General features: G+C 61.4%; 13 protein-coding genes. 7 read left to right on the forward strand and 6 right to left on the reverse strand.

Going from position 1 to position 13,701, the window contains the following annotated elements; genetic code table 11:
* Positions 1-28: 28 nt before the first annotated feature.
* Together BVU17_12395 and BVU17_12400 are read right to left on the reverse strand one after the other, a co-directional pair.
* Complete coding sequence (locus tag BVU17_12395; GenBank protein AUG48283.1) at positions 29-1,000, reverse strand: geranylgeranyl-diphosphate geranylgeranyltransferase; 972 nt, start codon at positions 998-1,000, stop codon at positions 29-31.
* 256 nt (positions 1,001-1,256) lie between these two features.
* On the reverse strand, positions 1,257-2,837 hold the full coding sequence (locus BVU17_12400) for a transcriptional regulator (GenBank protein ID AUG48284.1): 1,581 nt from the start codon (positions 2,835-2,837) through the stop codon (positions 1,257-1,259).
* A 129-nt stretch (positions 2,838-2,966) separates the two neighbouring features.
* Here BVU17_12400 and BVU17_12405 point away from each other — a divergent pair, with 129 nt between their 5' ends.
* From BVU17_12405 to BVU17_12420, 4 genes are all read left to right on the forward strand, one after another.
* Entirely contained in the window at positions 2,967-3,251 is a 285-nt protein-coding gene (locus BVU17_12405) for a hypothetical protein (protein ID AUG48285.1), read from the forward strand.
* Between the two features lie 66 nt (positions 3,252-3,317).
* A complete protein-coding gene (locus tag BVU17_12410; protein ID AUG48286.1) occupies positions 3,318-4,688 on the forward strand; it encodes a ribonuclease R in 1,371 nt (456 codons plus the stop codon).
* Between the two features lie 69 nt (positions 4,689-4,757).
* Positions 4,758-5,498, forward strand: a complete 741-nt coding sequence (locus tag BVU17_12415) for a multidrug ABC transporter ATP-binding protein (GenBank protein AUG48287.1) — start codon at positions 4,758-4,760, stop codon at positions 5,496-5,498.
* A gap of 68 nt (positions 5,499-5,566) precedes the next feature.
* Complete coding sequence (locus BVU17_12420) at positions 5,567-7,105, forward strand: hypothetical protein (GenBank protein AUG48910.1); 1,539 nt, start codon at positions 5,567-5,569, stop codon at positions 7,103-7,105.
* On the opposite strand, the gene BVU17_12425 is transcribed toward BVU17_12420, so the two are convergent.
* A complete protein-coding gene (locus BVU17_12425) occupies positions 7,102-7,704 on the reverse strand; it encodes a transcription antitermination protein (protein ID AUG48288.1) in 603 nt (200 codons plus the stop codon). The genes BVU17_12420 and BVU17_12425 overlap by 4 nt on opposite strands.
* A gap of 70 nt (positions 7,705-7,774) precedes the next feature.
* On the opposite strand from BVU17_12425, the gene BVU17_12430 reads away from it, so the two are divergent.
* Positions 7,775-8,953, forward strand: a complete 1,179-nt coding sequence (locus tag BVU17_12430; GenBank protein AUG48289.1) for an MBL fold metallo-hydrolase — start codon at positions 7,775-7,777, stop codon at positions 8,951-8,953.
* A 21-nt stretch (positions 8,954-8,974) separates the two neighbouring features.
* Here BVU17_12430 and BVU17_12435 read toward each other — a convergent pair whose 3' ends face one another.
* From BVU17_12435 to BVU17_12445, 3 genes are all read right to left on the reverse strand, one after another.
* Positions 8,975-9,268 carry a MarR family transcriptional regulator gene (locus BVU17_12435; GenBank protein AUG48290.1) on the reverse strand — a complete coding sequence of 98 codons (294 nt, stop codon included), beginning with the start codon at positions 9,266-9,268 and terminating at the stop codon, positions 8,975-8,977.
* Positions 9,269-9,640: 372 nt separating this feature from the next.
* Positions 9,641-10,315: a hypothetical protein gene (locus tag BVU17_12440; GenBank protein AUG48291.1), complete on the reverse strand. Its 675-nt coding sequence runs from the start codon at positions 10,313-10,315 to the stop codon at positions 9,641-9,643.
* 450 nt (positions 10,316-10,765) lie between these two features.
* Complete coding sequence (locus tag BVU17_12445; protein ID AUG48292.1) at positions 10,766-12,079, reverse strand: hypothetical protein; 1,314 nt, start codon at positions 12,077-12,079, stop codon at positions 10,766-10,768.
* Positions 12,080-12,228: 149 nt separating this feature from the next.
* Between BVU17_12445 and BVU17_12450 the strand changes: the two genes are divergently transcribed.
* Entirely contained in the window at positions 12,229-13,080 is an 852-nt protein-coding gene (locus tag BVU17_12450) for a hypothetical protein (GenBank protein ID AUG48293.1), read from the forward strand.
* Between the two features lie 38 nt (positions 13,081-13,118).
* Positions 13,119-13,511 (forward strand): hypothetical protein, encoded by a 393-nt coding sequence (locus BVU17_12455; GenBank protein ID AUG48294.1) that lies wholly within the window; start codon positions 13,119-13,121, stop codon positions 13,509-13,511.
* The last annotated feature ends 190 nt before the right edge of the window (positions 13,512-13,701 follow it).

Genomic DNA, 13,701 nt, shown 5'->3' on the forward strand with positions numbered 1-13,701 from the left:
GTCAGCGACGACGCCCGACGCGCGGGTGTCATCCACGCCACGTAGGCTGCCCGTGGCTGTGAGCGTCTGTCGGCGTCTCACCGGGGCCGCGCTCGGACACCGCGCTCACGGTGTAAAACGTCGCTTCGGGGTCACCGTTGCGCCGCCAGTGCCACCACGTGCGGGCGAGGAGCCAGAGCCGGCGGCGGCGGGTGAGATCCGGCGTCTCCGTCAGCACGTCGTAGCCGCGGTCGCGAATGAGCCGGTGGTGGTCAGCGTACAGGACTGCGGCCAGCAACACGCCGAACTGGCAGTCTTCCGGCAGGTACCGAATACCGGCGACGCCCTCGCGATACAGTTCGTCGGTCCGGGCCAGTTCCTCCTGCATCACAGCGCGGAAGGCGTCGTCGACTTCGGCGTCGGCCAGTTGCTCTTCGGTGACGCCGTGGCGGTCAAGCGTCTCCTGTGGGAGGTACACACGCCCGTAGTCGTGGATGTCCTCGCGGACATCCCGCAGGAAGTTTGAGAGCTGAAACGCCTCTGCCAGCGCCGTTGCGTGGGGCAACGCCTCTTCCTTCTGTGGCGGATCCATCACCTCCGTCATCATGTGCCCCACCGCGACGGCAGAGCCACGCATGTACTCGCGAAGATCCTCGAACGTCTCGTAGCGGGCCTGTGCGATGTCCATCTCCATCGCATCAATGAAGACATTGATCGTCTCCTCGGAGATGTCGTGACGCTCGGCGAGGTCCTGAAACGCCGCCATGACCGCCTCGTGGTCTGTTTCAGCCGGGTCAATGTTCCCGAGCGCGGCCTCGCGAATTACCTCCAGTTGCTCGTGCTGGACGGTCGGTGGCGGGCCGTCCGGCTGGTCGACGACTTCGTCCGCGACCCGGAAGAACGCGTACATGACGTACGTCGGGTGGCGGATGCGTTCCGGAAGCAGACGCGTCGCGAGGTGGAACGTCCGTCCGGTTTCCTGCTGTATCGATTTGCTCGTTTGAATGTTATCGGAGTGCATTGAAAGCTATCGGGAAGTCATTCGGCGGACGATTCGTCGCGCGCTTGTCTGGAGGCTGTACGTACTGGTCCGGTCGACCCGTGGTTGCACCGCTATCACTGGGTCGTGTGTCCTGTCCGTTCGCTGACGACAGAGAGGACACTGGTTCGATATCACTACATGTATATACGGTTGTTATCCGTATAAGTAGACTACCAAACTGCTTCGGGAACCACGTCAGGAGTCCGCTGTCGAGAGAGGGGTTCAAAAGCACGGGTTACCAGTTTTCGAACACTTCTTCCAGTAACTTTCGCTCACCAGCACGGAGGTGCTGGTGAAATGTCGATGGGCAGATGTCCATCGACTCGGCCAGTTGCTCGCCGGACACGTCCCGCGGCCAGTCGAAGAAGCCGCCCAGGAACCCCTTCCGGAGCGCCGTTAGCTGGCGATTAGTCAGTCGGTCCTCGACGTTTGCGATGAACGCCTGCCGGGAGACCGGTGGTTCGTCCCGTTCCCGCACGGAAAGTAGTTCTGTCTCCGGATACCGGCTGCGGACCTGCTCGACCACGCTCCGAGTTTCCATCGATGCCGGAAGCGCGACAGTGACCGTCGCCTGCCCGGGTTCGACCAAGATGTCGCCCGTCTGGGCCCCGCGGTCGGCGACAACGGAGACGACCGGCGGGTCCGAGACAGTGAACTCGAACAGTGCCGATGAGTCGGCCGTCGAAACGTGCGAGACACCCGAGACGTGTGGGTGGTCAGCGGCGACGGCGCAGACCGCTGAGGGGTCGTCCGTCTCGACGAGGAAGAACATCACCGTCTCCTCGCCGTCGGGAACGCTCCCGCCGTACTCCATCGAGCAGCCGAGTTCGCTCGCCACGTCGATGTAGAAGACGTCCGGGTCGGTGACCTGCAGTTCGAGTTCGGTAACGTTGTCGGCGGTCAGCAGTCGGCTGGTCTCGCGGGCGTCGATAGCCGCAGCAGTCGCCCGGCCGATGGTCCCCAGTACGGCCTGCTCTCGGGGGTCGAACACGTCGTCGCTGTCGGCGTAGACAGTGAGGACGCCGTACAGCGACTCGCCGGAGACGAGCGGGACTGCCGCGACCGATGCCACATCGGAGTCGGCGAGCCGGCTGTGTTGCTCGTCGATGTCGCCGGTCACCACCTGCATCTCCTCGGTTCGGGCCGCCTCCGCGACCGGGTCGTCGGCGTCCAGCGGGATGGACAGCGTTGTCGGGTGGTCGGCGGAGAGCGCCGTCGACGACAGCGTCTCATCGCGCAGGTCGAGTTCGGACACCCAGGCGAACTGGTAGGAGTCGACTTCGGCCAGCCGGTCACAGACGGTCTGCTGGATCGCCTCGCGCGAATCAACGGTCAGTACGTCGCCCATCACCGCTTTCAACAGCCCGTCGACCCGGTCGACGAGCTGTTTGAGGTTCTGTCGTTCGGCTTTGAGCTCCTCGCTCCGTCGCTCGGCCGCCAGTTCGGCGAGCTTCCGCTGGGTGATGTCGATGTGTGCGACGACGGCGCTCCCGGCTTCGTCGTCGGGTAACGGTGCGACCCGCATCAGAAACCACTGTTTCTCTTCCGGAGAATGACATGGGTACTCCATCGTGAACAGGTCCTGCTCACCGTCGATAACCGATTCGATGCCGCCGACTGCCTGTCCGGCGTATTCGTCCGCGTCGACATCAGTTGTCGTGAAGTAGTTCGTCCCCTCCATCTCCCCGTCCTCGTCGCCCGCGAACTCCCGCCAGGCGCGGTTGGTGAACAGGATCGTTCCCTCGTCGTCGAGGACAGCGATATTGATGGGTAGCGTGTCCAACGTCGAGTGAGCGAGTGTCTCTGGTGGCTTCATTCAGTGTCCCTGGCTCGGAATAGCCGATACCCTGTGTAATAGCGGCTGGTGAATAAACGTGTGGCCCGAAAACGGGGGACTGTTGCCTGTGCGAAAACCTCTAAACGCTATCGCCCGAAACCCGTAGGTATGTTCGGGTCCCGGAATTCCCGGGGAGAGTCAGTCACCTGCATCGCGTGTGGGGAGTCCATCTTACGATCCGAGGCCCGCGAGTACGACAAACACGGCGACCGGTGGGACCGCCGGGACAAGACGTTCGAACACCTCTGTAAAGCCTGTTTTGCCGAGCTGTGCCAGCAACCACGGGATGGCCTCGAAACGACGCTTGATGCCGCCGGAGCGGGCGAGGCCGATCAAGAGACGTTCCTGAAACGGTTCCGGGAACTCTCCGAGGGCGACGCTCGCAGGGAATGAGACGGGGGAGTTGCGGTCTAGTCCCACCCCGACAGCCCTAACTACGCCCTGTTCGTACCGGGTGACATGACTACAGAGGACGCGCAGGCGGCCGCCGGGACCGCCGAAGGGCAAGGCCCCGTCGAAATCGACCCGGAGATGGCCCGACACTTAGAAAACAAGCGCGAAGAACTGTTCGAGAAGTTCGGCATCCCCGACGAGTTTCCGCCCGAGGTACTTGAGGAGGCCAAAGAGCGAACGCAGGACGTGCAGGCCGAAATCGAGGACGAGGTCGACGAGCGCCGGGACCTCCGAGAGATGACGACCTGGACGACAGACCCCATTGACGCCCAGGACTTCGACGACGCCATCTCCATCGAGGAGCGCGAGGACGAGATCGTCCTCTGGGTCCACATCGCCGACGTGACTCACTACGTCAACCCCGACACGAAGATGTGGGAGCAGGCCGTCGAGCGCGGGAACACCGTCTACCTCCCGGCCTATACCGTCCACATGCTGCCGCCCGTCCTCGCCGAGACCGTCTGTTCGCTGGTCCCCAACGAGGACCGCCTGGCTCACACCGTCGAGATGCACCTCGACAAGGAGAACCTCGGCTACGAGGAGATAAACATCTACAAGTCCGTCATCCGCTCGGACGCTCGCCTGACCTACACCGAGGCCGAGCGCCTGCTGGACGAGCCCGAGACCGCAGACGACGTGCTGGAGGACAAGAGCGTCGACCTCGCGGAGAAAACCGAGCGCGTCTGGGAACTGGCCGACCGGATGCACGAACAGCGCAAAGAGGAAGGGTCGCTTGTCCTCAACCCCGCCCGCGACCGCGCCCACACTATCATCGAGGAGTGCATGCTGAAGGCCAACAAGGCTGTCACCCACGAACTGATGTGGAACCGCGGCGTCGAGGCGATGTATCGGGTCCATCCCCAGCCCAGCCCCGACGAGTGGGACGAGGCACTGGTCGAGATACAGGAACTCGACGGCGTCTCCATCCCCGGCGACGCTTGGGACGACCCACGGAAGGCCGTCAACGCCACGCTCGAACAGGCTCCCGGTCGCCAGCTCGATAAGATCCAATGGGCCGTGATGAAGGTGATGCCCCGGGCGAAGTACATGAACGACCCCTTCGGCGGCCACCACGCCCTGAACTTCGAGATTTACGGCCACTTCACCTCGCCGATTCGACGCCTCTCGGACCTCATCAACCACTGGATCGTCTACACCAACGACGTGCCCGAGGACCTCGTCGCGCTGTGTGACCGCGCCAGCGACCGCCAGAAGGACGCCGAACAGTGCGAGCGCGAGTACAAGAACTTTCTACAGGAGGTCGGTCTCGATCCGTCTGCTGTCAACAACCGCGGTATCGAAGTGGTCGAGAATCCCGACGCGGGTGACGAAGACGATGCCGACGCGGATGCCGCCGACGCAACGGTCGAAGAGTAACGCCGGCACACTCGCGGGGCGTCCTCGACAACAGGAAGACCTTTTCACAGTCGGTGCGGCACTGCCCGTATGTGCCCTCCAGCACCCGCAATCGTTACCGAGGGGTTGACGAAGCGCTACAGCGGGGTCTCGGCGATAGAAGACCTCGACCTCACAGTCCCGCGCGGGAGCGTCTTCGGCTTTCTCGGCCCCAACGGCGCGGGCAAGACCTCGACGATTCGCATCCTGACGACGTTGACGAACCCGACAAACGGCACTGCCCGAGTCGCGGGCGAGTCAGTCGCCGACCGCGCCGCGGTGGTCGAACACATCGGCTTCCTCCCCGAAGAGCCGCCGCTGTACGACGAACTCACCGGCCGCGAGCAGTTGGAGTACGTCGCCGGCTTGCGCGGGCACGAGGACTGGGACCGCGTGGAGTCACTGCTCGACCGGTTCGACCTCGACGCGGACGCCGACCGGCGCGTCGAGACGTACTCGAAGGGGATGAAACAGAAACTCGGCCTCATTCAGGCACTGTTGCACGATCCCGATGTGCTCTTTCTCGACGAACCCACTTCGGGACTGGACCCGCGGGCGGCCCGGACAGTGCGTGATACCATCGGCGAGGTCGCGGCCGCGGAGACGACAGTGTTCCTCTCGACACACATTCTCCCTGTCGTTGAGGAGTTAGCCGACACCGTTGGCGTCCTGTACGACGGCGACCTTGTCGCAGAGGGGTCGCCCGAGGAACTGACCGGCAGCGTCGCGTCCGGAAGCACGCTCGAAGACGTGTTCCTCGACGTGACCAGCGAGCACCCGGGTGACCGATGAGACGCCCGAACGGGCGGCGGATACGGCTGGTCGCGCGGACGGAACTGCGGCGTACCTGGCGCAAGCTCGTGGGCACGACACGCGGGACGCTCTTGCTGCTCGGCGGGGGAGTGGGTATCATCATCTACAGTCTCGTTATCGGCGTGGGAGCGTTCTTTCTCGGCGGTTTTCTCACCGACAGCAACCCCCAGACGGTCAGGCTTGCAACGACAGCTGGTATCGTCGGGCTGCTCGGACTCGTCGGCTTCTTCACGCTTCAGCATACGGTGAAATCGGCCGGCAAACCGGACGCTGCCGACGGTCTGCTGACGACAGTCCCCTACGAGGACGCGGCGGCCGGGCTGCTCGCTGCCGAGGCTAGTCGAGTAGTGGGCGCACTCACTATCCCGATTCTGGCGCTGGTAGGCGGGCTTGTAGTCGGTGATGGCGGTGTACTCGTCGCTATCGTAGCCCTCGTCGGGTCGGTCGCGGTTACCCTGCTTGGCACGGTCCTCGGCTTCGGTCTGGGGCTAGTAACGAAACTGGTCGCGAACCGTTCGGCCTTCATCGCAAGTCATCGCGCGAGTGTCGGAGCCGCCGTCTCGCTGATCCTGCCGCTTGGCTGGGTCGCGATGACAGCCGTTCCGACGATACAGCTCCGCGTGCTCCGGTTAGCGACCCACTCCCCGCTCTCGTGGCCCGCCGACGTGATCCTGCTCGTGCTGGGGACCGGCGGGAATCCGGTCACTGCCGCCGTCGCCACGGCAGGGATTCTCAGCGCGCTCCCGGCCGGTGCAGTTGCGTGTCTGTGGCTAGCTGCGCAGACCTGGTATGTCGATCCGGTCCAGCCCGACCACGAGTTCGACGCCGACAAGCGAACACTCTCTGACCGACTGCTGAGAGGACGGATCTCGACGGCAACCCGCGTGGTCGCCCAAAAATCGTGGCTCCGTGCCAGGCGAGCGCCCATCACTGTGCAGTTCGCGATCATGCCGTTTTTCTTCCTGGTGTATCACCTCCAGATCGTCATTCTGGAGCGAGTGGTCCCGCCGACGCTCCCGCTCAGCGCCGGGCTGGCCAGCGCGGCGGCGTTCGGGGCCGCGTTTTCGCTCAATCCACTCGGCGGCGAGGAGGGGGTCCTGCCGCTAACACTGACCGCCAACGTCTCCGGTCGGGCGTTCGTCACCGGACTTGTCCTCGCAGGCGCACTCCCCGGCGTCGTAGTGACGACGCTACTGGTTGTCGGCCTCGGCGTCGCCGCCGGAACACCGCCAGTCACGCTCGCCGTCGGACTCACAGTCGCACTCGTCGCAACCCTGGCCGCACCGGCTATCGCCGTTGGGGCCGGCGTCGTGTTCCCGAAGTTCGAGTCGTCGTCTGTGCAGGGCCACGAAGTAGTGGTTCCGAGCGGCTGGGCGTTCGGGCTGTACTTCCTCGTCCTCGGCGTGGCCGTTGCGCCGGGTAGCGTGACGTACCTGCTCGCCGTCCGTGACCTGTTCTCACTCCCGTTCGACAAAATGTGGCTCCTCGGCGGAGGCGGTATAACGAGCGTCGGAATCGCCGTCGCCGGCGCTGTCGCCGGCTTCCTCTATGCCGCCAACCGCGTCGCGACCTACCGGCTCGACTAGCAGATCGGCTTCGGGTCCAGTCCCATCCCCTCCAGCGTTTCTGCGTAGTCGGCGTACGCCGCTCCGATAGCATCCGTCGCGGCCGCCGCTGCCGTCTCGCGTTCGGCTTCCGAGAGGTGTGCGAGAGCGGTCACCCCGTCGTCAAGTGCTGACGCCTCGTCTCGAATCCCACGAAACATATCGGCTCGCCCCTCGTCCGCCTCGTTGATGAAGAAGCTCACCACCTGCAGGTAGAACCGGTCGGCGACCAGCGGCGCGGCGACGAGGCCGGCCCCAACGCGCCGTGCAGTGCCGCTCACCGTTTCCAGATGGTCGACGAACCCGTCCGGGTCACCGGCGTCTGCGTCGATGCGGTTCGCCCGCTCCATCGCGGCCTCGGCAGCTGCCTCGAACTGCGCCGCCACGTCACTGTCTGTCTCGGCTGCCCACCGGCCGAAGATATCTGCACTCCCTGATTCACGGGTCGCTGCCACCGTGAGGACTGCCTCCGTCTCCAGTGTCGCATCTGTTGCTGCGATAAGCACCTTGTCCGAGCCCAGTCTGTCTCGCTCCGTCTCGGTCTGGTCACGGACAGCGTCGATAGTGGCTTCGGCGTCCATACGTCCGCTGGGCGCGGCAGGGGCTTGAAATCCCCGCCCGATTTATCCACGGGGGAGCGCTACAGTCAGTATGGCCGAAGACTACCCTGACCCGCCGACGGACCCGCCGTCACTATCCGCAACAGCGTTGCAGACGAAACTCGACACCGGCGAATCAGTCCGGTTACTCGACGTTCGTGACCGCGACGAGTACGAGCAGTGGCGGGTTCGCGGCGAGACGGTGACAGCAACACAGCTGCCCTTTGCGAAGTTCCTCCAAGCGAAGGTGACCGGCGAAGTGAACGATATCGTCGACGAGGTAGCCGGCAGCGGCCCGATAACGGTCGTCTGTGGCCGCGGCGAGGCCAGCGCCTTCGTTGCCGGATTGCTCACTGAACACGACATTGAGGCGCAGAACCTCAGCGACGGCATGGAGGGCTGGGCACGGCTCTACGAAGCCCGCGAGATCCCCTGCGACGACGCAACCGTCCTCCAGTACCGTCGTCCGTCGTCGGGCTGTCTCGGCTACATGGTCGTCAGCGACGATTCGGCCGCTGTCATCGACCCGTTGCGGGCGTTCACCGACCGGTATATCGCCGATGCTACTGACCGCGACGCCTCGCTCACCCACGCTATCGACACGCACGTCCACGCTGACCACGTCAGCGGTGTCCGGCGTCTCGCCGAAGAAACCGATGCCAAACCAATGCTTTCCGAACGGGCGGTTGCTCGCGGTGTCGACGACATGACTGCACTGGCCGATGACGAATCGCTTCAGGTCGGGTCAGCCACGCTGGAGCCTCGTCCCCTGCCCGGTCACACGACCGGCATGACTGGCTTCACTATCGGTGACGTGCTTCTGGCCGGCGACAGCATCTTCCTCAACAGTGTCGCCCGCCCGGACCTCGAAGCCGGGGCCGACGGCGCTCGTGACCTCGCCCGCGATCTCCATCGGACGCTGACTGACCGGCTATCGGTACTACCCGATGAAACGCTCGTCGCCCCAGGCCACTACAGCGAGTCGACGATGTCGGCTAACGGTGGCACGTTCACAGCCTCGCTGGGCACGCTCCGAAGCCGACTCACAGGATTCGAGATGGACCGTGAGGCGTTCGTCGAGTACGTCTGTGACGACATACCGGCGCGACCCGCCAACTTCGAGCGGATTATCGCGATCAATCTCGGAGCGGAGACGGCCGACGACGACACGGCGTTCGAACTCGAACTCGGCCCGAACAACTGCGCGGCCGCGCCGTTGGACGCGGTGTGATTCACCGTGTGGCAGCAGCGGTTACAGTGGAAGCCGCTTCCGAATCTGGTCGAGGAGCGACTCGTCTTCGTCCGGCAGCGATTCACCCACCACGTCCTCCCCCGGGAGAATGACAGTCCGCTCCCCGTTGTCCTCGACCTCGATGAGGTCGTCCGCCTTGAGAGCGGCGAGCGCGTCCTCAATACGATCGATATTCTCTTCCGTCCGCGACCGAAGCTCGAAGACAGTCATCCCCTCGTCGCGGCGGTCAGCGAGCGCATCGAGCACCGCAACCTCAGTGTCGTCCCGGTCGCGATACTCCGGCTTCGCTCTCATATGCCCTACTAAAACCGGCTGGGTCTAATCTTTGTCCCTCGGAATTGTGATATACTATCCTGTGCAGTGAACCATCCACCAACAGAACAGACGATATGACTCGCTGCTTCGCGTGCTCGGCGCTGAATTCCGTGCTCGCCGCTTTCGTCTCTACCGGTGACAGTGTGGCTAACTGTCTACCTGTCTGGGTGTCGATGGCATGCGAGCAAAAAACCAAACATACTCCACCATTGTTAATCAGTCAACAATTGAAGCCCCTCACTCGTTTGAACTCTCTCGTGTTGTTTCGACGAACGACCGTCGGGGCCCCTGAGAAGCGCGGTCGTCACTGACAGACACTCTGTGACTCACACTACAGATGTGAGAGTGTCGCTACCTGCCATTCTCGTGGTACGCTGGTCCCTCTTCGGTGGTAGAGCCATACTTTGCCATGAGAACCCGAATCGACCATTCATCGGTATAGTACTTGTACGCCCAATTGTACTTGATATACGTCGTCTCGAACACTCCACCATCTTCCGTAACGAACGTTACATTGACCGTATCTGGGATATACGTGTGGTCTCGTTCTGAGTAGCTATCATCGTTGTCATTGTAGTCTTCAACGATAACATAGTAGTTCCAAAGTGGGTCAAGCCGGTCATCTACTGTTTTAGAACGGTTTGTTGTGTCTCTCATTTGAATTGTCATATGATATGAATTGTTTTCTGGGAAAGTTTCTGTCTTGGCAGACCGGTTATAGTCGAGTTCGCGGTATATTCGCTGCATATTCTGGTCAAATTTCTTAAACTTCTCTGCCTTACTGAGTTCATCCCTACTGGGGGATTCAGTTTCCACTTTTGATTTCTCAGTAGCCACGGGTGTACTGTTGATTTCCGTAGTCACGGACGTGGTAGTCTCGGTAGTTTTCGTTATCCGTTCTGGTGTTTGTGTCGGTGATGCTGTCTCCTGAGTTGGTCCACTCCCTCCTACAAATGTGGAACAGCCGGCAGACATAATCAAGAGAGCGAGCACAATACCGCTGAATATAGTTTTGATGTCAGTCATAGTTTTTGAGTATAGTTACCGGGGTTCCCTGTTTGCTTCTTTAGCGAAATAATTGGAGTTTCAGTCGAGTTTGAAATTGCTCTTGATGTCCTGCTATTTATCGATCCATCCTCCGCTGAAAGTGAGTTAAATACGACCTGATAACCAGAAATAAAAAATACAATCTCACGCACAGGAGAAGCAAAGCTACACATATAGGGGAACGCGGTCAGACCACTGCAGAATCTCCCAATAGAATGTATGCTAGTCAGCCATGAGCAGACATGTATTGACTTGAGGCTGTTCACCGATATAATAGCCATAGCGATAACTGAGAATATGAGATTTTCTAGAACGGTCATTAACCGATTTGCTGCTCTCAATCTAGCTCTCAATTTTTGTCCCATCTCGTCGTAAAATTGCTTTTTTATTCTTTATAAATTCTACCTTTATGCGAGAGAATAGAAGTTGTCACCAAAAACTCCACCCTCCGTTATTGTCGCCGTCGTTGTCTTCGTTGCCACCGCCCCCAAACCAACCACCGCCTTCGCCATCTTCATCATCGTTACTGCTGCCATCATCCTCGCCACCAAGTAGGCCGTCAAAGAACCCTTCATCATCCTCATTGGCATTGTTACCACCATCACCACTACTGCTGTCCTGACCATTGCCGGTACTATCACTGCTGCTACCACCGTCATGGTAACTCCAGTCATATCCACCACCATTCTCGTTATCATCTTCTTCATTATTTGGATTCATTAGATTGTTCGGCACACTAGAGTCTGGACGGGTACTACTGCTGTCATCGTGAGTGTCGTCGCTTGAGTCGACGGTATTCGGATTTTCAGGCTCTTCAGCAGCGACATTCCTTTCTTTTATTTTCTCCTTTTGCTCGTCAATAGTCTCTTTACTGAATGTCCCTCCGTAACCGTCTTCGGAGTACTTGTTCATGTTCTCTTCCTCGATTATCTTGGTGAGTTCATTGTCCACGTACAGCCATAGACCATCCCGGCCGTCAGTATCGACAATGGTATCCTCGATGGTCATGGCGGCACTCGTACAGCCCATGTTTTCGCCGTCAACGTAGTAGTTCCCGCTGCCGCCCGGACAGTTGTTGCCACCAGCGCTGCTACCGGTACCGGACGAGCCGGCCACCTGAATCGACCGGTTAGCGACGCCACGCCCTCCGGCAGCATCGTAGGCGACCGCACGGACGGAGACAGAGCCGGATTCGTTGAATGTATGCGTGATGGTCGAGCTCCCGTTCTCGCCGGCGAGTCGCGTCTGGTTCTGAGCGGTGCCGTTGACGACCCAGGCGAGCGTTCGGAGGTCAGCGTCGCCGGCAGTCACATTGGCAGTCAGGTTCCGCTGGAGGCCAACGGGAACGGCAGATGGGGCCGAAACCGAGACTGACGGCCCGCCGGCGGCCACCACGTCGACATGGAGCGTGTCCGAACGCGACGCCCCGTCGTCATCAGTGACGGTGACAGTGACGTTGTATTGGCCGGTTTCAGCCGGTGAGAACGTCGTCTTGGCACAGGTCAGGCAGTCGGGTGTGCGTGCTGTGCCGTCCGGCGCTTCGATGGTCCACTCGAATGATTCAACTGTGCCATCGGGGTCGCGCGAGCCGTTGGCGTCCAACTGGACCGACGTCCCTCGCTCGACGGACTGGTCCAGTCCGGCGTCAGCAAGCGGTGGCTGGTTCTCGGTCGCCATCGCTGTTCCACAGAGAAGTGCTGAGAGGGCGAGGACCGACACCACGAGCGTCGTCATCCGCTGCATTGGCGTAACGTAGTTCCGCTTCCAGTTATAAAATTTCACAAGCCGTGATGAAATTAATGTAGCAGCGTCGCGAAACGGGGTAGCGTTCTGTCACGAGCGGTGGAGCCAACGGGCAGGGTTTAAGTACGCCACGGTGGGAAGTTCTGGCAATGGGTCTCAAATGTTCCGTCCTCGGGCACAAGTACGGTGAGACCACCGTCGAGCGCGAGCGCGAAGAGCAGGGTAGCGAAGTCGTCATCACCATCCAGGAACGGGAGACCTGTGAGCGGTGTGGAAATACGCGAATTGTCTCGGAAAACAAGGAGGTAACGGCTATCGAGACACCGTCGGACATCGCCAGCGACCTCGTCGAAGAAGAGTCCGGATCCGAAAGGCCGGAGACCGAGTCACAGCCGGAAGACGACCCGGCTGAGAGCACAGTCAGTCCCGATGACGAGGAAAGGGAGCGGTCGGACGGCTGGGACAGCGTCGACGACCCGGTCGAAGCGCCGGGGGACGCGGGACTCGACGACGCGGACGACGGGGAGTCGGTCGACCCGTCCGCCGACGACGCCGAGATTATCGACGACGGGGACGACGGCGAGGAGGAGAGCGGCGACGTGGAACTGGACGAGCCGACGACGACGGTCGACGTGCCGGACGCGGAAGGCGAGGAGCCGGTACCCGAAGACGAGACCGACCCCGAGAAAGACGACGGACTCATTCTCGGCGAGGAAGAGGAATCAGAGCCGGCTGGCGACGACCGACAGCCCGGTGAGTGGCCCGATGAGCCGGGAGATGACGGGGACGGCTGGTCGCCGGAGACAATGCCGGTCGACACCGGAACGGACGACGATTCGAGCGTCGAACCGACCAGCGACAGCGCCGTGACGGTTCCGGAGGGCGAGTTTGCCTGTCCAGAGTGTGGCTTCACCACCGAAGTGGAGTCGACATCGTTGCGTGCCGGGGACTTCTGTCCGGAATGTCACAAGGGGTCACTTATCACCCGTGACGAGGAGTGAACGCAAAGGGTAAGACAGCCCCTCGCAAAAACTCGCCCATGCGAGAGTACAAGATGCGACGGGGCGAGCATCTCGAAGACCGCGTCCCTGACATGGAAGCGTTCGTCGAGGAGTACTTCGGCGAAGTGACCGATACGGAAGAGTACGAAGGCAACGACCTGCTGGTCGTCGACGACCCGGACAACCCCGTGTTCGAGCGGGTCGTCGCGGGCCGCGTCGAGTACGGCTCGAAGAAGGACAAACTCGCGCTGCACATCGATGAGCGGCCTGCGGAGGAGGTCATAGCCGAAGGCAACGTCGATGCGGCCGAAGACGCCGTCGCCATCAAGAACGACTTCCTTGAGGAAGCGACCGACCGCGACGCGAAGGCGCGCCGCGATTCGCTGAAGCGCTCGGTCGAGGACGACGCCGACGCCCCGGACAACGTCTGAGGCCGGTCGTCGGGCGCGAGTCGTGAGTGCCGGCGATACGTGGCTCGTAGCTGCTGGTTCTTCCGGACCGAGTACCGCCATTATCACACAGCGTCAGACGGGCGTCACATCTAAATACGCTTGTGGCATACATTCACATACGCCTCACCCGGAGGCGCTCACAAGTATCCGGGGCACGAGACACCCCTCG

Source organism: Haloarcula taiwanensis, from assembly GCA_002844335.1.
In the GTDB taxonomy this organism is placed as follows: Archaea; Halobacteriota; Halobacteria; order Halobacteriales; family Haloarculaceae; genus Haloarcula; species Haloarcula taiwanensis.